Consider the following 20,724-nt stretch of genomic DNA (forward strand, 5'->3'; position numbering starts at 1 on the left):
AGATGAGGCTTATCTATATCAGATAAATCTCATCTTTTTTGCTGAGGTCATTCAACAGAAAATATTGCTTTGTTAGAATTTTACTAGTGATTTAAATCGAATTAAACACTTTCTTTCTAAGTTCTAGTTTTCGGTATACAAGCGATATCAGCATAGCTGGAAGGGTACAAACAATCATTCCGATAAAGGCATATCTTGGCTCAATTTCGTATAAATAGCCCCCGAAAATTGTAAACACTGCTGTGCTCCAGCTGAGAGCAAGTGCTGAATACATGCCTTGTGCTTTCGGTATCTGCGCATGCGGAACGCTGCTGATTAAGTATTTCATTAAGGCGTAATGCCCCATAGCAAACGAGAATGCGTGCAGCGTTTGTGCGACACAGAAAACAATTACATTTGGAAAGGCGAACACTAGTATCCAACGAACGGTAGAACCAATAGCTGCTAATGTCAGTAAAGTGCCTACTGAAAATTTGCTAAAGCTTTTATCTGCTATTGAGAAGAAGGCAATTTCTGCAATAACGGCAATGTTAATAATAAGACCGATCAGGTATATGGGTGCATGGATATCCTGAAGGAATATATATCCATAGTTGTAATAGGTAGCATGTGCAGCTTGCAATAAAATGACAATTAAGAGCACCAAACCAAAGTGTTTGATCCGGAATAAATGCAGCATGCCCGCTTTCTGTAATTTATCTGCCTGCGGCTTTTTAGATAAAATATCAGGTGCACGCATGAAACCAAGACAAACAAATCCAATTATTCCAAGCAATAGCGCCCAAAAAATCATTTCATCTCCAAACAAACCTGTAAATATGGTTAAAATTATACCGACAGAGACAAACCCGATAGATCCCCATTGACGGCTTTTTCCGTAGTGTTTTAATTGTTTACTTTGTACAAGGACACTGGCAGCACTATCTAAAGCAGGCATAAGTGTTGGATAAAAAATGTGGAAAACGATTGTTACGATAAGTAAACTAGCAAAGGAGCTTGCAGGAATATAACAAATAATAGAAATCAATGTACCGATCCCCGCCACATTTAAAAGGGTTTTACTGCTAAATCTTCCTGATAAATAAGGAAAGGCAAACAATGTGGATAGGCCTCTTGCGATTAATCCTAAGCTCATGATCAAGCTAGCTTGTGAGACTGTAATTCCTTTTGTATAAATCATCCACCCAGACCAATAAGGCAGAAAAATACCCCATGTCATAAAAAAACTAAAAAAACGTGTTCCCATCCATCGTTGTGTGTTCATTATTATCCTCCTCATCGATTGCATGATATCATGGGAAGAAATAAGAATAATATGAGATATCTCATGTTTTGAGGTGGAATATGGAAGTTTACAAAGGTGAGAAAAAAAGATCATTTTTGGAGAATCACTCGATAGCACATCTATTTTCTTTTCCGATAGAAGCGTTTATGGAAGTGCACGAATATCAACGGGATGAATGGATTATTAATGAAGGCATGAGACCGGACTTTTTATTTTATGTAATGGAAGGGAAAGCCAAAATATATGTAACACATCAAAATGGGAAAGTATCCTTAATTAATTTTATCAATGCCAATGATTACATCGGGGAAATGGAATTATTAAATGATGTGTATTATACAAAGGGAATCCAAGCATCAACAAAGACCATTTGCTTTGCGATTCCGTTTCATCGATATCGCCCACAATTGCTGGATGATGCAAAGTTTCTACGAGAATTAACTAAATTTTTAAGTGTAAAAGCTACACTTATGGCAGCGAAGTATTCTCAAAGCCTCGCTTTCCCTCTCGAAAATCGGCTTGCGGATTTTATTTTGCAGACGGCAGATGAAGGGATCTATAAGGAGAAACATGTAACCGTTTGTGATTATTTAGGTGTATCCTATCGGCACCTACTGCATGTACTTACACAATTTTGTGATAAAAATTATCTGCAAAAGGACGGACGGAACTATCAGATTAAACAATACCATTCCCTATGTGAACTTGCCGGGGTGCTGAAGAATAAATGACTATTTAGATTAAAGGAGGTCGTTCAGTAACTAAATAGGACATAAAAATAGTCATCTTTGCTCATACCACAAATAAAGAGAGGCAATGGATTGATGGTCCCATTTCCTGTTCCTTCTTTTTTTTATTTCTTTATTACAACTTTGTTTAGAACTATAATAAATCTTAAAGACAAAGTAAGGAGGAGCAAAATGGAAAGAGTCAATCAAGTCATTTGTGAGAAAAGAACTTATTCCAGAGAGTTTAAATCTCACCAGCATGAGTTTGGGCAATTTCTATTCCCATTACAGGGCTCCTTAGAGATACAAACGAAAGGACAAGAGATAAGGCTAAATTCAGAGTCCTGTTTCTATCTTCCTCCCCAAGTGGTTCATAACTACCGATCTATGGATAGGAATGAATTTTTAATTTTAGATATTCCATCACAATACCTGCCAGAGAATACAAGAAGCATGTATATGCAGTTGGATAAACAGTGGGCTTCTATCCGTTATTTGCTATTGGAGGAGGCGCGGAGTCAGGAAAATACAGCCTCCTTAGTAGATTTGACTAGATATGTGGCCAATAAGCTTCATGTTTCTCATACACCATCTATTGACTATATTCATAAGCATTTTAAAGAATCCATTAAATTAGAAACTTTAGCAGAAATTGAACACTACCACCCAGTATATTATTCGGCATGGTTTAAGAAGAGAACAGGGAAAAGCCCGAAGGATTATATAGCTGAACTTCGTTTGAAAGAAGCGAAACATCTATTAAATTCAACAGTGTGGTCCATCTCAAAGATTAGTGAAGAGTTAGGTTTTGAGAATTCTTCATCGTTTACTAGATGGTTTGTTCGTTGTGAGGCAATAGCTCCGCAAAAATATAGAGTTCTTAATAATGGATAAAAAGGATATTAAACTTGGTAAAGGAAAATTTCTAGAAATTTTCTATGATAAGTTTACTATCCTTTTTATTTTTTTATTGAGGTGAGCAGAATGAAAGGGAAATTGTCTCCTTTATTAATATTACTTGCGGCAATGCTTTGGGGAACCACGGGAACAACTCAGGCATTTGCTCCAGAAACAGCACACCCGATTGCAATTGGGGCCACTCGCCTAGCAGTAGGAGGAATATTTTTAGGATTAATGGTTCTGCTAATAGGAAAATTAGATCTTAAACATTTGCCAATTAAGACAACGATACTGGCTTCGCTAAGTATGGCGCTGTATCAGCCGCTATTTTTCTCGGCAGTATCGATTACAGGAGTGGCCATAGGGACAGTGGTTGCCATTGGGAGTGCCCCTATCTTATCAGGTCTCATAGAATGGCTATATTTAAAAAAACGTCCAGCTAAGGTTTGGTGGTGTTCTACTTTCTTATCAATAATAGGGTGTCTCCTGCTCTTTAGCAATAATGAATCAGTAAATGTAGATCCTGTTGGAATAACAATGGCTCTTGGAGCAGGCGTATCTTTTGCTGTTTATGCTCTTGTCAGTAGTACGTTAGTTGAAGGCCGTTCCTCATTATCAGTAGTAGCAGTCGTTTTCACTCTCAGTGCGATCTGGTTATCCCCTTTTTTATTTATTTTTGATATGTCTTGGATATTGAGTTTTCGAGGGATCGGTGCAAGTCTGCAGCTAGGTATTATGACGACGGGGATTGCCTATTTCCTTTTTGCTAAAGGTCTTATCCATGTTTCTGCATCAACTGCCGTTACACTTACATTAGCGGAACCATTAACTGCAGCGGTATTAGGTGTTTTCTTATTAGGGGAGTATTTAAACATAATTTCTTGGCTAGGGATTCTTTTTTTACTGCTTGGAATTGGAATATTAATATGGCCATTCAGAACTCCTGCTAATGAAAAGGAACTTAGTATAGCTCAGAAATGAGTGATGATAGAGATTGTATAAAGGTGGTTAAGTTAAGTATGGCAAAAATAGAAGATTTTCTAAAATTAGACATTCGTGTAGGCACCGTCATTCGTGCAGCATCTTTTCCTGAAGCAAAAAGACCTGCAATAAAACTAGAAATTGACTTTGGAGAAGAACTCGGCATAAAACACTCTTCCGCTCAAATTACACGGAGATATAGACCGGAGGAACTTTGTGGACGTCAAGTGATAGGCGTTGTTAATTTTCCGCCAATGCGTATTGCAGGGTATAAATCCGAGGTATTGGTAATCGGCGGAGTTCCAGAAGAGGGGGATGTTGTACTTTTAAAGCCTGATGAACTTATTAGGAATGGAACAAGAATATCATAAATCTAATCAGGAAAAACTCCCAGTGAATAAATCAAAGAAAAGCAATTTCTCTGACTAACAATATTCAAAAAATGTTTTCAACTAAAGAGGCCGCCTTGATTAAACGGTCTCTTTAGTTTTTTAACAACTTTAGCTGTTAGTAAGTTAGTAAATGTTTTTGATAAAATTTATCGCCTTAACTTTAAAAATTTTTTAATCAGGTGTTCCTTTCTTAGGCTCAGTCTCTTTAAATATCTCTTCTATTTTATTGCCTTCTACAAATGATGGTATATCTAACTCTAGTAAACTGTAGATAGAAGGGGCAATATCTAAATTAGACATGGAGTTAATTTGTTTTCCTTTGTAAAGTTCTGCCCCAATAGCCATAAAAACAGGTCTAAGCATACTTCTGCCTGCATCTCCTCCATGGGTTCCTAGTTCAATTGGCGGGGATACATTTTTTTCAATGCCGCTGCCCATCACATAGCCAGGAGCTCCAATCAACACAACATCTCCTGAATTTTGATGTTCCAAAAGTGTATTTTTTTTATTTGTCTGTTTCAATACCTTTTCATATGGGTGAATTTTTTGTTTGAAAAGGTATCCCCAAATATCTTTGACCTGTTCCTGAAGCTTATTGAACGAGTAGGTGTCCGTTTTAATGGCTGTAAATATTTGCTTCATATTATACTGAATGACCGGTCCTTTTTTATTATTGACTTCTGCTTCTTCAAACGCTTGAATAATCAGTCGTCGGACACTCTCATATTCCTCTAAAGGGACAATTCCGTCCTTTTCACGGTTCTGCAAGTTAATGTATACGTGTGCTGCTGACCCGCTTGGAATGGCAAATGCCTTTGATTCCTTATACTTGATTTTGTTCTTTTGATCTACAGTTAATAATCCAGCATCTTTTAGGACTTTGTTCGGTGAGAGAGTAGAATGGGCAGGCTCCATCCCATGATCAGAAACTACAAACAAATAATCATCCTCATTTAAAGAATTCATTATTTCACCGACTACCTTGTCAGCTAACCGGTATGACCATTCAATATAACTCATAAATTTTTCTGACCTTTCAGGAGAGTACCCTGGCTGTCGGGGATCGATTAATAAATATTTATGTTGTTCATGATCAATTTGAGGGGTATAGAGCATCAGTAAATCAGGATTGTATGTTTGTTTTATATAGAGAGAAACATTTGTGACCCACATGACAAACCGTGTACTAATCTCCTGATATTCCTTTCTAGTAATCCATCCTTTTTTAAGAGCTGTATCATCATCCTGTGCCGGGTAGAACCCAAATTCTTTTGTTATTTCATCAGAAAATCCTTCGGGGCCACTAATTAAGCTGGAAATGACTTCTGTTCGATACAGCGAGATAGGAAGGGTAAGATCTGGGTTATCTGCTTTTATTTTGAACCAAAAGCCGGCCGTTTGTTGATCGGTTACCTGTAATGAGAGAGATCCCCATTGATTTCCCTTTACAATTGAATCGTCCTCATCTACTTTTTTATCTTCAGATAATACAAAGGTGTCATAGTTGGGCTGCTGATCATTTGTAGAGTCAATCGCCAAAATATGAATGAGCTGCTTTTTGTTATTTTCCATTTTGATGGAAAGTTCTGCTTCCTTCATAGGAGTGAAGCTTATAGGGGAGAGATCCCATTTAGTAGCTTCCGTAAAGGTTAAAGACTCTAAATTGCTGGGTGACCAGGTTTTTCCGAAATAAATAGAATAATCTCCTTGTTTTCCCTCTTTAGGATTAGCACCGGGAAAAGCAATGGTGGCGGTCGTCTTTCCTTGTTTTCTAGCTTCAACCCACAATGGGGGAACTTGGCTTTCCGCTTGGAAACCGCTTTCATCATTGTATAAAGCTTTATTTGGTTCGTGCCAATGATTACTTACAATTCCGGTCTGTTTAGGAGTAGCACCTGTGGCAATTGCTGCGTGTGAAGGTGCTGTAAGAGAAGGAGTAATGGTAATAGGGTTTTTTGCCGATACGCCGTTGTCCTGAAGCTTTTTGATATGAGGCAATTTATTTTCTTTCATATATTTTTTAATGGATTCATTTTTCATTCCATCAAAAGAGATAAGTACGACCTTTCTATTCGTCTCCTGATTATCTGCCGCTTCAACTCTATTAATTATGGTGAAAAGAAATAAATTAAGAATGATTACGAATGCAAATAAAGATTTTCTCATTTTACTTATCCTTTCTGAAGGCTATTTCTTTTCAAAAGTAAAAGGCAGAAGGAAGCCCTTCTGCCTGCTAGCTATCCTAATATTCGCAACGATTCCTGAACAAATGCTGGTATGTCATCCGGCTGTCTGCTGGTAACTAGCTGATTTTGGCATACGACCACTTCTTTGTCATGGACATTTCCGCCGGCATTTTTTAAATCAACATGAATGGATTTATATCCGGTCACATCACGTCCCTCAAGTGTTTCCGCGGTGATAAGCAGCTGTGGACCGTGACAGATGGCTAATACTGGTTTTTTCGCATCCATAAATGCTTTGCTAAAATGAACAAAACGTTCATCGGCACGAAGAATATCTGGAGAAAAACCCCCTGGGATGAATAATGCATCAAAATCCTCTGGGGAAACATCACTAATACTTTTATCAATGATGATTTCGCTATGTCCTTGTTTCCCCTTTACTTTTTTTCCTTCTTCTATTTCAATGGTTGTTATCTCATAACCTTTTTCCTTAAACACTTTTACTGGTTCTGTGTATTCTGAGTCCTCAAAATGATCTGTTACTAAAACAGCAATTTTTTTACTCATTTCTATCAGCTCCTTCATTAGTAATCTACCCCTTTTTTCATGCTTGAAACTAGTTTAGTAGTTTTGAACCTGATCTTGTCTTATCGATTCCAGAATCGGCCTTGGGCAATGCCTTTAATAAATGATTCAATCGTGGAGTCTGATAAATTGAAAACTCCTTCACCCTCTACTTTTATCCTGCTGGAATCTAATGCATGAGGATCACGAAGGGCAAGGGCTAATGGTTTGTAATGTTTAAAGGCTGTTTCTATAAATTCCAGGACCGGTGTCTGAATAAGAGATTCATTGCTAATGACTAATACAGCATCAAAAAGGCTGGGGTCGGTTGTATCATAAGTATCGGTTACTTTTAAGGAATCATCGAAACGAGAAACCTTTTTATCAACGATGCTATAATTTAAACGGTGGTTTGCTAGAGTCTGAACCCATTCTGACAGAAGGGGCAGATTGGGCTTCCCGTTCAATACAATCGCGACACTTTTTGAATCGGGTTTGTAGATAGTATTGGCCATGCTGAGTGCAGGAGATATTTTTTCTGATTTTATTTCAAGATTTTCCTTAGGCAAAGGCACCCCGATATTGTCAGCCACCTCTTGTGCTAATTGACGGTCAATATGATTCAAAAGAGCTGCTGCATTAGCTTTCACCCTATCTGATTTGCATTTTCCAAGTTCGAAGCTAAATGCATCTTTTACGTGCTGTCGTTCGAAAGGAGCAAGGCTGTTATAGAATAATCTTGCTTGGGAATAAAAGTCTAGGAAGCTTTCACTGCGTCCTCTAATTTTACGTCCGTCAATTTTTTCTTGAAAATGCTCGTATCCTCCTTGTTCAACTGGAACGGGAGCTGGCTGATTGTCATTTAAACCGTTGCGGTGATAGCTTGTTTGGCCTTTATGGATTGCCATTTGGTGCATGCCCTCACGCTGATTATTATGAAAAGGACACACAGGCTGATTGATTGGGATTTGGTGGAAGTTCGGCCCGCCCAATCTGGATAATTGTGTGTCAGTATAGGAGAATAGCCGGCCTTGCAAAAGAGGATCATTTGAAAAATCAATGCCAGGTACAACATGACCAGGGTGAAAGGCTACTTGTTCTGTTTCGGCAAAGAAGTTATCGACATTCCGGTTCAATGTCATTTTGCCGACTCTTTTCACGGGAACTTCTTCTTCTGGCCATAATTTTGTTGGATCTAAAATATCAAAATCAAATGCATGCTCCTTCTCTTCAGGAATTAACTGTAATCCAAGCTCCCATTCAGGAAAATCTCCCTTTTCAATCGCTTCGTATAAATCCTGCCGATGGAAATCTGGATTTTTCCCAGCAATCCTTTGGGCCTCATCCCAGACTAATGAGTGAACGCCTAAGGCGGGCTTCCAGTGGAATTTCACAAAATGGGCTTGTCCCTCTTCATTAATGAGACGAAAGGTATGAACGCCGAAGCCTTCCATCATTCGATAGCTGCGCGGAATAGCGCGATCACTCATGTGCCACATAACCATGTGAGCCGATTCAGGATTCTGTGCAATAAAGTCCCAAAAGGTATCATGAGCGCTGGCCCCTTGGGGAATCTCATTATGAGGTTCTGGTTTGACCGCGTGGACAAAATCAGGGAACTTAATTGCATCTTGAATAAAGAATACAGGCATATTATTGCCGACTAAATCATAATTGCCCTCATCTGTATAAAATTTAGTGGCAAAACCGCGTACATCCCTTACTGTGTCATTAGATCCTCTTGAACCCTGCACAGTTGAAAAGCGTACAAATACGGGAGTTGTTTTGGAGGGATCTGTAAGAAAATCTGCTTTCGTATATGCATCTAATGATTCATAAAGCTGGAAAGAGCCATGTGCACCAACACCGCGTGCATGAACAATTCGTTCTGGAATTCGTTCATGGTCAAAATGGGTCATCTTTTCACGAAAGTGAAAATCCTCCATGAGGGTAGGGCCTCTTAACCCAGTCTTTAAAGAAAATTCATCCTCCGCCATTTTTAATCCCTGATTAGTCGTTAATGCATGTTTTCCTTGGTTATCGATGATGTATTGATTTAATTGTTTAGTCTTTTTATTTTCCACTAGAATCCTCCTCCTTTATTATTACTTTGGTGGATACCCTTTTTATTGAAAAAAAAACATTTAAAGCTTGTTCATTAACAATAATCGATGGCTATTAAGAATGGTAAGAGAAATTTAAAAATATAGAAACCGGTTTCGATAAAGATGTTGATTTTTCTGAAAATTAGATTTATAATCTGAATTGAAAGCGGTTTCCATAATGTAAAACACTAAATTTCTTCTGTTTTTTAGAAATCGGTTTCCAAGTTATCTTGCAATAATTTCATTTTCTGGGTCAAATTTTAAAAAAGAAGGTGAGTAAACCAAAAAAAGGAAATTGGCTGTTTTAGTGGAGTTTTCGATTTTGTAAATAATTTGTGGCTAAAAAAAGTGGGGGGAATGACAAGTGAAAGGCTTAAAAAAACTGTTCGCTATAGGATTATCGACAGCCCTGGCATTTACATTAGCAGCTTGTAACAATAATGAAAAATCATCATCTGATGATGTTGAAAACGAAAATAAACAAGTTACCTTAAACTTTTGGACGTTCGGGGCAACTGGCTATGAGGATTTAGCAAAAGAATACGAAAAGGAAAATCCAAATGTAAAAATAAAAGTACGAGCGGCTGAAACGGCAGAGCACCATGATGCATTATTCACAGCATTATCGGCTGGAAGCGGTGCTCCAGATATTTCAATGCTAGAAATTGACCAGTTAGACCGTTTTAAAGCAGCACAAGATCGCTTTGAAAATTTATATGACCTTGGTGCAAAGGATATTAAAGATCAATACTTGGATTGGAAATGGAGTACTGGTGAAAACAATAATGGAGATTTCTTAATTGGTTTACCGACAGATATCGGGCCGAAAGCATTATACTACCGCATGGATGTGTTTGAAGAGGCAGGCCTGCCGGCTGAACCAGATGAGGTAGCGAATTTAATTAGTTCACCGAAGGCATTTGAAGAAGCGGGTTTAAAAGTAAAAGAACAAACGGGCAAACCGTTTATTGATAGTATTGAAATGGCATTCAGAGCTTATTTAGATGCAGCAGAAGAAACTTTCCTTAATCCTGAAGGAGAATTATTGCTGGAAGAGGACGGCAATGCGGTTAAAAACGCCTATGACTATGCAGTTAAATTAAATGAGTTAGGCATTGTAGGGAAATTTGAAATGTGGTCGCCGGAATGGGCAAATGCAGTTAATAAAGGAGAATTTGCGGCAGAGTTAGGTGCAGGCTGGCTAAAAGGCTGGATGGAAGGCAATGCAACAGAAGCGATCGGTAAATGGAGAGTAGCTACCCTGCCATCAGAATTTGCAGCAAACTGGGGCGGATCTTTTATCGCCATTCCAAAGGAAACAAAAAATGCGAAAGAAGCATATGAATTTGTTGAATGGTTAGTTTCACCTGATAATCAATTGAAATCATTCCAGGCAAAGGGGCTATTCCCATCTGCACCGTCTGTTTATGAAATGGATGAATTCAAGAATAATGAAGATGAGTTCTTTGGCGGGCAGGCAACAGCACCTGTTTTTGCTAAAGCTGCCCAAGATATCAATGGTGCTATCTATAAAGGGGAAAAATATTTTCCAGTTTACCAGGAAGTGCTAAATGCATTAAAGAACGTTCAATCAAAAGGGGCAGATCCAGAAAAAGAATGGACAGAAGCCATTAAGCGTGCGAAGGATTTATTAAATAGATAGGTTAATAGACTATAGAGGCGGATGTGGAGCTTAAGGGCTTCACTTTCCGCCCGTTGATCGGAAAAGAGGTGTGAACATGCATGCTGAAAGTAATAAAGAAAAGGTGAGGAAGAAGGGAGACATGAGTGTCTATCAAGTGCCAAGGAAGAAAAAGGTAAGAAAGAAGCGATATCGGTCTGAGGAGAAAAAGGATATGATTTCGGGCTATTTATATATTGCACCTTTCTTTATCATTTTTTCCCTTGTTGGTTTATATCCAGCACTATTTAGTATCTATTTAGGATTTCAAAAATGGAATGGCTTAAGTCCGATGGAGTTTGTTGGATTATCAAATTTCAAAATTGTCTTAATGGATCCTCTATTTTGGAAATCAGTTTATAATACAATTGTTATGGGAATTATGGGTACCGCTCCGCAATTAGTGTTTGGAATCATTTTTGCCTTTTTGCTGAATCTGGCCTTTCTAAAATTTAGAAACTTTTTCAGAGTCACGATTTTTATGCCGTATATTACGTCAATGGTGGCTGTAGCCCTTATTTTCAGCGTACTGTTTAGCGATCATGAGTCTTCCTTAGTCAACTATTTGTTAAGTTTAGCAGGTGTTGATCCAGTCAATTGGAGCAGTTCTGAATGGGGGACGAAAATTGCTATTTCAATCATGGTATTCTGGAGATGGGTGGGCTATAACACAATAATTTATCTTGCTGGGATTCAAAGCATTCCAAATGACTTGTACGAAGCAGCGACGATCGATGGAGCAAATAAATTTCAGCAGCTGATCAATATTACGATGCCGATGCTGAAGCCATTTATTATTCTAACTGTTTTCACCTCAACTGTTGGGGCTTTGCAGCTATTCTCCGAACCTACTGTCTTTTTAGGAAATAGTGCATTTACGAGAGATGAAGCGATGACTATCGTTATGTATTTGTATCGGGATGCCTTTAAATTGCAATCCTTTGGTACAGCATCTGCAACGGCCATTATTCTTTTAGTGCTGATTACCGTATTTGCTGTTATTAATACATCTTTAATTGCGGGGAATGGAAGAAAAAAGCGGGGTGAAAACGCATGAGTAAATTAGAAAAAAGAAGAAGCACCCCCGTTAGCAGAATCCTCATTTATGCTCTTTTGTCCATCGTATCATTATTTTCATTGTTTCCGTTTTATTGGATGTTTGTCATGGCAACGAGTCCTAGCTCTGCTTATAACTCCATTCCGCCTACGGTTGCACCGGGAAGCTTCTTAGTTGATAACTTTAATAAGGTTTTGGATAAAATTGATTTCTTTCAAGCGATGTGGAATTCCTTTGTTGTTTGTTCGATAGTGACCATTGTCGTTTTATTTATCAGTTCATTAGCTGGATTTGCCTTTGCGAAGTTTAAATTTCGAGGGAAAAATATCTTCTTCACGGCCATTCTATTAACGATGATTATTCCGCCGCAATTAGGATTAATCCCACAGTATTTCTTAATATCCAAGGCGGGATTCCTCGATACATTGCCAGGTGTGATGATATTATTCTTTCTAAATCCACTTGGTATTTTTCTAATGAGGCAATATATCAGTGAATCTGTACCTGACGAGCTAATCGAAGCTGCGAAATTAGATGGGTGCTCCAATTTTAAAATTTATCGAAGCATTGTGCTTCCGATTATCCTTCCAGCATTTGCAACGTTAGGAATCATCGTCTTTTCAGCAGCGTGGGGCGAGTTCCTCTGGCAGTTTACTGTATTAAGAGATCCGGAAAAATATACGATTCAAGTAGCCTTAGCCCAATTGAGTAATACACAGAATGTTGATTTCGGAATGATTTTATCCGGAGTATTCTGGGCAACTGTGCCGCTTTTAATTATTTTCTTATTATTTAACCGTTTATTTATTTCAAGTATTACCGAAGGCTCTGTTAAATAGGAGCTTTTCGTGAAATATCCTTGTTATCTGTTTAAACTCTTAGTAATCTAGCAATTAATTATCAATTATTTCAGCAAGAAATAGAAGGGATTAGAGATGAACTTAACTATTAAAGATATAGCACAAATGGCAGGTGTTTCCCAAGGCACTGTTTCAAAGGTAATTAATAATTATGCAGGCGTTAGTGAGAAAACAAAGAAACAGGTAATGGATGTCATTACGAAAATGGGGTATGAGCCTAATTTTTCTGCTAGAACATTAGCAACGAAAAAATCTAATCTTATTGGTCTTATTTACGCCGGGAAAATTAATGTTGATATGACACACCCTTATTTCAATGAGGTTATATCATCATTTAAAAAAAATATTGGTTTACTAGGTTATGATATTTTAATGTTTTCCAATGAACTTTTTCAATCAGACAATGGGAGTTATTTAGCACGATGCAAACATTTCCATGTAGATGGCTGTTTAGTCATTGCAGGAGAGGAGGTTGAGGAGGCTGTCTTTGATTTAGCAAAGGAGGGTTTCCCTTGCATCGGGATTGATATTGAATTAAATGGTCCCAAATCTAGTTACATCATGACAGATAATATTGATTTATCAAGAAAGGTTGTTGAGTTCTTTTACCTTCATTCTATAAAAAGGATTGGTTATATAGGAGGGAAATGGGATTCAACCATCTCTAATTTAAGAAATAAGGGATTCTTTGAGGCTATGAATCAATTTGGCTTAGATGTTCGGGAAGAATGGATTCAGTATGGTGATTTTCATGAGAAGAGCGGATATGAGGCAATGAAGGAAATTCTAAAGTGCCAAGAGTATCCTGAAGCTATTTTTGCCATTTCCGACTTGATGGCGCTTGGTGCATTAAGAGCGCTGAAGGAGGAGGGACTTCATGCCCCTCACGATATTCGCATAATCGGATGTGACGATATTGCTGCCTGCCGCTATAGTGACCCAAAACTTACTTCAGTTAAACAAGATAAAGAGAAATTTGGAAAATTATCAGCATATATGCTGAATGACTTAATAAATGGAGAGTCACAACTAAAGCCTGTATTAATTGACTCCGAATTAATTATCCGTGAGTCATGCGGAACAAAACAGTGAAAAGTTTTAATAGTAGTAAGGCCTCGTTGATAGATATTCCGCTTTAAAGGGTTGATAGGAGGTTGTTTGGTGAATTACTATGCGGTTCTAGATGTTGGAGGTTCCTCTATTAAATACGCCCTTATGAATGAATCTGGGGAGTTTATAGAAAAATCCTCTATTCCTGCTCCAAAAGAGAGTCTTGAATTGTTTGTGGAACAAGTACATTTTATTGTAAAGCAGTATCAAAAAATTCATGATTTAAAAGGATTGGCAATTAGTATGCCAGGTGCTGTAAATGTTGAAACAGGATATATTGCTGGACTAAGTGCACTTCCTTATATCCATGGGCCGAATATTAAAGAACTTCTTCAGGAAAGAATACAGCTAACGGTTGAAATGGAAAATGATGCAAACTGTGCTGCATTAGCAGAAGGGTGGATTGGTGCTGCAAAGGATGTAATGGATTACCTATGTCTAGTGATTGGCACCGGCATCGGGGGCGCAGTGGTTCTTAACAAAAATATTCGTCATGGGAAAAATCAATTTTGTGGAGAATTTGGCTATATGATTATGGAAGATTACCTCGAAAATTCTGAAGGAGAGACGTTAAGCTCCTTAGCTGCGGTTGGGGGATTAATTAATAAAGTAGCCAAGCGAAAAGGTATGGACCCAGATAGCCTTAATGGCAAAAAGGTGTTCGAATTAGCAGAAAATGGGGATGCAGAAGTTAAGAGTGAAATAGACAAGTTCATGAAACGACTGGCTGTTGGGATTTATAATTTGCAGTATATGCTCGATCCGGAGAAGATTTTGATTGGCGGAGCCATCAGCAGCCGCGAAGGGTTTATTGAACAGATTAATGAAATTCTATTTCAGATGAAGCGCAGCCAAAATGACTTAACGATTCAGGTTGAAAGATGCCAGTTTGGCAATGACTCCAATCTAATTGGCGCACTATACCATTTCTTGCAAAGGCAATCTGCAGATGAAAAAAGAGAGGCCATTCTTAATGATTAAGGGGCGTGTGAAATGATTCATCAAACACTAAAATGTTTTCCTAAAGATTTTTTGTGGGGAGCAGCATCTGCTGCTTACCAAGTGGAGGGTGCGTGGGATAAGGCTGGAAAGGGGATTTCTAATTGGGATCAGTTTGTCCGGATCCCGGGAAAGACATATAAGGGGACAACAGGGGATGTCGCTGTAGATCACTATTATCGTTATCGGGAAGATGTAGCATTGATGGCGGAAATGGGGTTAAAAGCCTATCGTTTTTCTGTCGCCTGGACCCGGATTTTTCCTAATGGACGTGGGAATGTAAATGAAAAAGGAATAGAGTTTTACGATCATTTAATTAATGAATTAATCAAATATGACATTGAACCAATCTTGACTCTATATCATTGGGATTTGCCACAGTTGCTTCAAGAAGAATATGGTGGATGGGAATCCAGAAGAATTATTGAGGATTTTACAAATTATAGTGTTGAATTATTTAAGCGCTTTGGTAATCGTGTGAAATATTGGGTTAGCTTAAATGAACAAAACATTTTCACAAGTCACGGATATCTTCATGCCACACATCCGCCGGGGATGAAAGATGAAAAGTTATTTTACCAGGTCAATCATCATGCCAATCTTGCTAATGCCAGCGTCATTAAGGAATTTCGCAAATATGTTCCTGATGGAGAAATAGGCCCTAGCTTTGCCTATTCACCTGCATATGCGGCATCATCGAATCCGATAGATATCCTAGCGGCTGAAAATGCAGAGGAGTTAAATAGTTCTTGGTGGATGGACATATATGCATGGGGGAAATATCCGAAAATGGCATGGAGCTATTTGGAGGAAAAGGGGTCTGCACCTAGTATTGAAGAAGGTGATTTTGAATTATTGCAAGAGGGCAAGCCAGACTTTATGGGAGTAAACTATTATCAGTCAACAACTTATGAAAGCAATCCTTTAGAAGGTGGAGTTGACGCCGGGAAAATGAATACAACCGGTGAAAAAGGGACATCAAAGGATTCGGGAATACCTGGATTATTTAAAACGACAGCGAATCCCAACGTGGAGAGGACGAATTGGGATTGGAATATTGATCCTCAAGGTTTACGAATTGCATTACGCAGAATAACTAGCCGTTATGATTTGCCGATATTGATTAGTGAAAATGGATTGGGTGAATATGATCAGGTTGAACAGGGAGATGTCATTCATGATGATTACCGGATTGAGTATCTTCGCTCCCATATCCTTGCTATTCAAGAAGTCATTTCAGATGGAGCGGATCTATTCGGTTATTGCGTGTGGTCCTTCACGGATCTGCTAAGCTGGTTAAATGGCTTCCAAAAGCGCTACGGTTTCGTCTATGTGAATCAGCATGAGGAAGGAAATCACGATCTCCGCCGAATAAAGAAGAAAAGCTATTATTGGTATAAAGAAGTCATTGATACTAATGGAGGAAACTGTTCTAGCTAAGATCAGACTCAAATGGGCTGTAACATAGAAAAGGAGGCTAGGACAATGGAGCTGGCAAAAGTCCGTTGGGGAATGATTGGCTGCGGTGATGTCACGGAAGTGAAAAGCGGACCCGCATTTCAAAAGGCTGCAAACTCTGAGCTGGTGGCTGTTATGAGGAGAACGGGAAAGCTTGCGGAAGATTATGCAAAAAGGCATCTGGTGCGGAAATGGTATGATGGTGCGGATGCGCTCATTAATGATCCAGAAGTCGACGCAATCTATATTGCGACACCACCTAGCTCACATAAGGAATATACAATTAAAGCAGCAAAGGCCGGAAAGCCTGTATATGTAGAAAAACCAATGGCGCTTGATTTTGCAGAATGCAATGAAATGATTGCTACCTGCAAGGCTGCAGGCGTTCCATTATATGTTGCCTATTACCGGAGAGCACAGCCGAAATTTATTAAGATTAAAGAGTTATTAGAAAGTAAGGAGATTGGTGAAGTCCGTTTCGTTTCAACCACACACTATCAAAAGGCTGCCGAAGATCTAAGGAACAGCCAAAGTCCCCCATGGAGAATCCAGCCTGAATTATCTGGCGGAGGGCTGTTTTTTGATTTAGGCTGCCATACACTTGATATATTAGACTTTATACTAGGGCCTATAAAGGATGTGCAAGGCTTTGCTTCAAATCAAGCAGGCTACTATCGGGCTGAGGATATTGTAACAGGTACCTATCAATTTGAATCTGGCGTCCATGGTGTTGGATCTTGGTGCTTTTCTGCTTATGAGGATGTTGATATAAATGAGATCATTGGCAGTACAGGGAAAATAATCTTTTCTACTTTTGGTCAAAGTCCTGTTTTGTTAACTACAGAAAGAGGAACCGAGAAATGGGATTTTCCAGCACTTCAACATGTGCATCAACCCCTTGTTGAAAGAATTGTTGCGGACTTAACAATGGGATTTAGTCAGGTCCCGAGCACAGGAGTGACTGGTGCCAGAACGACATGGGTTATGGACCAATTGGTGAAAAGCTTCAGAAGTTAATTAAATATGTATATGGCTGTAAAAAAAGTACCCGTTAAGTAGACTTGAGGCATTTCTACTTTAACCGGGTACTTTAGATGTTGTTTATTGAACGACTTTAATATAAAAATAAATATCCTGCCCAAATTTCTCGGGCTCTGCTAGGAGCTGGTATCCGTGTTTGACGGCTTCTTCCGGCACACTGCGAAAAGATTGTGGACAATCCGCAATAACTTGAAGGATCTCTCCAATTTTCATAGTTTTTAGCGCATCCAGCGCATAAATAACAGGATATGGTCAAGGTTCACCGCGAATATCTAATGTGTAGTTGACATCTATTATCTGGGACATGAATTATACCTCCTTGGTAACGTGAGACATCCGTTCCGTTTTTGGCTGTTTGATTCCTGTTCCGTAACGGAATCGTTTTTCCCACCAATTTGAGAATAAAAGCCAGGCAGCCAGCATGGCCATTGTTCCAAATAAGGCTCCCATCGGTCCCCATTGTTCAATTAAATTAACTTTCGGCCAATTTTCCACAAGGGCATGGTAGATGCCGAGATGATCCCAGCCATAGGCTAGCACTGTTGCTCCAATAATGTTGCCAGCGCCGACTACCCAATATAATAATTGGCCTTCCATTGCCCGATACATCATTCCCGTTTCACAGCCACCAGCAAGTACAATGCCAAACCCAAAGAGGAGGCCGCCAATCGCCGTGCTTGGCGCTGCTACTTTGATAAGGGCCAGAGAGCCGCTTTGAATATAGAAAAATGTAATGACAACACTGATCATCATTCCAACCGCAATTGCTTTTGACATCACGGCACGGCCGCTGATCCATAAATCGCGAAAAGCAGAGGTGAAACAAATTTGCCCGCGTTCAATGAGTATACCAAACAGGGCTCCTGCGATACAAGCAACCGCAAGAAGGCTTTTGCCTATTGCGAAAAAGTAAAAAATGATTGCCAGGTATAGAATGGCAAAAATGAGGCCTACAATTGGCTGGATATTCCTTTTCTTGACATCGGCTGTTCCAGCTGGGCTAATCCGGCCTTTTATCATGGTCGGTTTTCCGCGCCACCATTTCGTACTCACAACTTTAACGCCAAAGAAGGTTCCGATAGCCGTGGTCAACATAAAGATCCATGCATGGAATGAAAATTGAGGTACACCCGTGAAAAAAGCCGCTAAATTGCAGCCAAGAGCAAGACGTGCACCAAATCCTGCGATGATTCCCCCAATAAATCCTTGAAAGAGTCTTCTCTTTTGTTTTGGTATTCGAATTTTAAAGCTGCTGCTTAATAGAATAGAAATCATTGCGCCAATAAGCATCCCAATGACAATCCAGCCATCTGTGCGGCTAATCGGATTTCCTTCGAGTCCAACTAGTTGGAAATATGCCCATTGCGATACATCAATCCCAAACCACTCTAAAATATGTCCGCCGAATCTGGTAAATTCCCCGGTAACCGCCCAAACCGTACCTGTAATCCCGAAATACAAAGCACTGACAAGGCCAGCAATACCGATGGCGATGTATGGGTTCCAATACTCTTTGAAGACTTTAGTATAAAGATTCATGGAATGTAACTCTCCCCTTTATAGAATCTATGGAAACAGTCTATCAGATAACCATAATGAGAACGTCCCAATAGATTAGATATAAATAATAGTGCAGAAAAAAATGCCTAGAGGTTTCCAGGCAGTCTTACCCTTTAATATAACTATTTTTTATGTTACAAGGCAATTCAATTTATCGATAAGTTAGGTTGATAATCATCGTAATTATGAATATAAAGAACAGCGGTTTATTTTGGCCGTAAAAATAAATAAGCTAGAGAGAACATGCCACAAGTGACGTGTTCTCTCTAGCTTGTATTCTATTAGTTTCGAATTAGATAATCAAATGCGCCTAAAGCTGCTGTAGCACCTGATCCCATCGAAATAATGATTTGTTTGTACGCGCTATCTGTACAGTCTCCAGCAGCAAATACTCCAGGAAGACTAGTTGCTCCACGCTTATCTACAACAATCTCACCGATTCTAGTGCGTTCAACCGTATCGCCTAACCACTCGGTACTTGGAACAAGACCGATTTGAACGAATACACCTTGTAATTCAACATGATGTTCTTCTTCTGTCGCACGGTCAATATAAGTAATTCCGTTCACCTTATCGGTACCAGTAATTTCTTTAGTTTGTGCATTTTTAATGACTGTTACGTTAGGAAGGCTGTTAAGGCGTTCTTGTAATACAGAATCAGCCTTAAGCTCTGGTGCAAATTCGATCACAGTAACATGTTTTACAATGCCTGCAAGATCAATGGCTGCCTCAATACCGGAATTTCCGCCGCCAATAACAGCAACATCTTTTCCTTCGAATAACGGGCCGTCACAATGTGGGCAATAAGCCACACCTTTGTTCTTAAATTCTGCTTCACCTGGAACGCCAACATTACGCCAGCGAGCACCTGTTGATAGGATAACAGCTTTACTTTTAAGAACAGCACCGCTTTCTAGTTCTACTTCAATAAGGTCTTTCTTTTCTAAACGTTTCGCACGCTGTAAATTCATGACATCGATGTCATACTCTTTTACATGCTCTTCAAGGCTTGCTGCAAGCTTTGGACCTTCAGTATATTTCACACTAATAAAGTTCTCAATGCCTACCGTATCCATAATCTGGCCGCCAAAGCGTTCTGCGACAATCCCTGTACGAATGCCTTTACGTGCTGCATAGACTGCTGCGCTAGCGCCGGATGGTCCGCCCCCAATAACAAGGACATCAAACGGATCCTTGTCAGAGAATTCGGAAGGGTCCTGCGTGCTTCCCATTTTTGCAAGAATTTCCTCTAATGACATACGACCGCTGCCAAATGCTTCACCATCTAGTAAAACAGTTGGTACTGCCATAACGTTTTTGCTTTCTACTTCTTCTTTGAAGGCTGCACCGTCAATCATTGTATGTGTGATGCCAGGGTTTAGTACACTCATTACGTTCAATGCTTGTACAACATCTGGGCAGTTATGGCAGCTTAAGCTAACGTAAGTTTCGAAGTGGTATTCACCCTTGATCGCCTTTACTTGATCGATGACTTTCTGATCGACTTTAGGCGCTCTTCCGCTCACCTGCAATAAAGCAAGTACAAGAGATGTGAACTCATGTCCAAGAGGAATCCCAGCAAACGTTACCCCAGTGTCCTCGCCAATGCGATTGACACTAAAGCTAGGTGTTCTTTCTAATGTTGTATTTTCAACCTTGATTTTTGATGACATCGTTGCTAGTTCATCAACTAAGGCTAACATGTCCTTTGATAATTCATCAGTTCCAGCACTGACTTTGAGCAGGATATCGTTTTCAAGCAATTGAAGATATTGATCGAGTTGTGCTTTAATATCAGCGTCTAGTATCATTTGAAT

General features: G+C 39.2%; 18 protein-coding genes. 11 read left to right on the forward strand and 7 right to left on the reverse strand.

Annotated features, from left to right (window positions below; translation table 11 throughout):
• Positions 1-91 precede the first annotated feature (91 nt).
• The gene (locus ASU02_RS00215) at positions 92-1,264 is read right to left on the reverse strand and encodes an MFS transporter (RefSeq protein WP_057759671.1); all 1,173 of its coding nucleotides are present in this window, start codon (positions 1,262-1,264) and stop codon (positions 92-94) included.
• 80 nt (positions 1,265-1,344) lie between these two features.
• Here ASU02_RS00215 and yeiL point away from each other — a divergent pair, with 80 nt between their 5' ends.
• The 4 genes from yeiL (at position 1,345) to csaA (ending at position 4,265) form a co-directional block, all read left to right on the forward strand.
• Positions 1,345-2,016: a transcriptional regulator YeiL gene (gene yeiL, locus ASU02_RS00220; protein ID WP_057759674.1), complete on the forward strand. Its 672-nt coding sequence runs from the start codon at positions 1,345-1,347 to the stop codon at positions 2,014-2,016.
• Between the two features lie 189 nt (positions 2,017-2,205).
• A complete protein-coding gene (locus tag ASU02_RS00225) occupies positions 2,206-2,907 on the forward strand; it encodes an AraC family transcriptional regulator (protein ID WP_057759677.1) in 702 nt (233 codons plus the stop codon).
• Between the two features lie 90 nt (positions 2,908-2,997).
• Entirely contained in the window at positions 2,998-3,894 is an 897-nt protein-coding gene (locus tag ASU02_RS00230; RefSeq protein WP_057759680.1) for an EamA family transporter, read from the forward strand.
• Between the two features lie 38 nt (positions 3,895-3,932).
• Positions 3,933-4,265, forward strand: a complete 333-nt coding sequence (csaA, locus tag ASU02_RS00235) for a chaperone CsaA (protein ID WP_057759683.1) — start codon at positions 3,933-3,935, stop codon at positions 4,263-4,265.
• 192 nt (positions 4,266-4,457) lie between these two features.
• Here the strand turns inward: csaA and ASU02_RS00240 are convergent, their stop codons facing one another.
• The 3 genes from ASU02_RS00240 to ASU02_RS00250 all read right to left on the reverse strand — a co-directional run bounded on the left by ASU02_RS00240 (position 4,458) and on the right by ASU02_RS00250 (position 9,120).
• Positions 4,458-6,452, reverse strand: a complete 1,995-nt coding sequence (locus ASU02_RS00240; protein ID WP_057759687.1) for an alkaline phosphatase family protein — start codon at positions 6,450-6,452, stop codon at positions 4,458-4,460.
• 71 nt (positions 6,453-6,523) lie between these two features.
• Positions 6,524-7,039, reverse strand: coding sequence for a type 1 glutamine amidotransferase domain-containing protein (locus ASU02_RS00245; protein WP_057760422.1), 516 nt, complete (start codon positions 7,037-7,039; stop codon positions 6,524-6,526).
• An 80-nt stretch (positions 7,040-7,119) separates the two neighbouring features.
• Entirely contained in the window at positions 7,120-9,120 is a 2,001-nt protein-coding gene (locus tag ASU02_RS00250) for a catalase (protein WP_057759691.1), read from the reverse strand.
• A 385-nt stretch (positions 9,121-9,505) separates the two neighbouring features.
• Here ASU02_RS00250 and ASU02_RS00255 point away from each other — a divergent pair, with 385 nt between their 5' ends.
• The 7 genes from ASU02_RS00255 to ASU02_RS00285 all read left to right on the forward strand — a co-directional run bounded on the left by ASU02_RS00255 (position 9,506) and on the right by ASU02_RS00285 (position 17,323).
• A complete protein-coding gene (locus ASU02_RS00255; protein WP_057759694.1) occupies positions 9,506-10,804 on the forward strand; it encodes an ABC transporter substrate-binding protein in 1,299 nt (432 codons plus the stop codon).
• Between the two features lie 121 nt (positions 10,805-10,925).
• Positions 10,926-11,879: a carbohydrate ABC transporter permease gene (locus ASU02_RS00260; RefSeq protein WP_057760424.1), complete on the forward strand. Its 954-nt coding sequence runs from the start codon at positions 10,926-10,928 to the stop codon at positions 11,877-11,879.
• Positions 11,876-12,718, forward strand: a complete 843-nt coding sequence (locus tag ASU02_RS00265; RefSeq protein WP_057759697.1) for a carbohydrate ABC transporter permease — start codon at positions 11,876-11,878, stop codon at positions 12,716-12,718. Before ASU02_RS00260 ends, ASU02_RS00265 begins: the two co-directional genes overlap by 4 nt.
• Positions 12,719-12,814: 96 nt before the next feature.
• Positions 12,815-13,831 (forward strand): LacI family DNA-binding transcriptional regulator, encoded by a 1,017-nt coding sequence (locus ASU02_RS00270; protein ID WP_057759700.1) that lies wholly within the window; start codon positions 12,815-12,817, stop codon positions 13,829-13,831.
• A gap of 69 nt (positions 13,832-13,900) precedes the next feature.
• On the forward strand, positions 13,901-14,830 hold the full coding sequence (locus ASU02_RS00275; protein WP_082631652.1) for an ROK family protein: 930 nt from the start codon (positions 13,901-13,903) through the stop codon (positions 14,828-14,830).
• Between the two features lie 12 nt (positions 14,831-14,842).
• The gene (locus tag ASU02_RS00280; RefSeq protein WP_057759704.1) at positions 14,843-16,288 is read left to right on the forward strand and encodes a glycoside hydrolase family 1 protein; all 1,446 of its coding nucleotides are present in this window, start codon (positions 14,843-14,845) and stop codon (positions 16,286-16,288) included.
• 45 nt (positions 16,289-16,333) lie between these two features.
• Positions 16,334-17,323 (forward strand): Gfo/Idh/MocA family protein, encoded by a 990-nt coding sequence (locus ASU02_RS00285; RefSeq protein WP_057759707.1) that lies wholly within the window; start codon positions 16,334-16,336, stop codon positions 17,321-17,323.
• Between the two features lie 84 nt (positions 17,324-17,407).
• Here the strand turns inward: ASU02_RS00285 and ASU02_RS25595 are convergent, their stop codons facing one another.
• From ASU02_RS25595 to ahpF, 3 genes are all read right to left on the reverse strand, one after another.
• Positions 17,408-17,587, reverse strand: a complete 180-nt coding sequence (locus ASU02_RS25595) for a sulfurtransferase TusA family protein (RefSeq protein ID WP_268877052.1) — start codon at positions 17,585-17,587, stop codon at positions 17,408-17,410.
• Between the two features lie 69 nt (positions 17,588-17,656).
• Entirely contained in the window at positions 17,657-18,886 is a 1,230-nt protein-coding gene (yedE, locus tag ASU02_RS00290; protein WP_057759712.1) for a selenium metabolism membrane protein YedE/FdhT, read from the reverse strand.
• 302 nt (positions 18,887-19,188) lie between these two features.
• On the reverse strand, positions 19,189-20,718 hold the full coding sequence (gene ahpF / locus ASU02_RS00295; protein WP_057759715.1) for an alkyl hydroperoxide reductase subunit F: 1,530 nt from the start codon (positions 20,716-20,718) through the stop codon (positions 19,189-19,191).
• Between the last annotated feature and the right edge of the window lie 6 nt (positions 20,719-20,724).

The sequence above is a fragment of the Cytobacillus praedii genome (genome assembly GCF_001439605.1).
GTDB lineage: Bacteria > Bacillota > Bacilli > Bacillales > Cytobacillaceae > Cytobacillus > Cytobacillus praedii.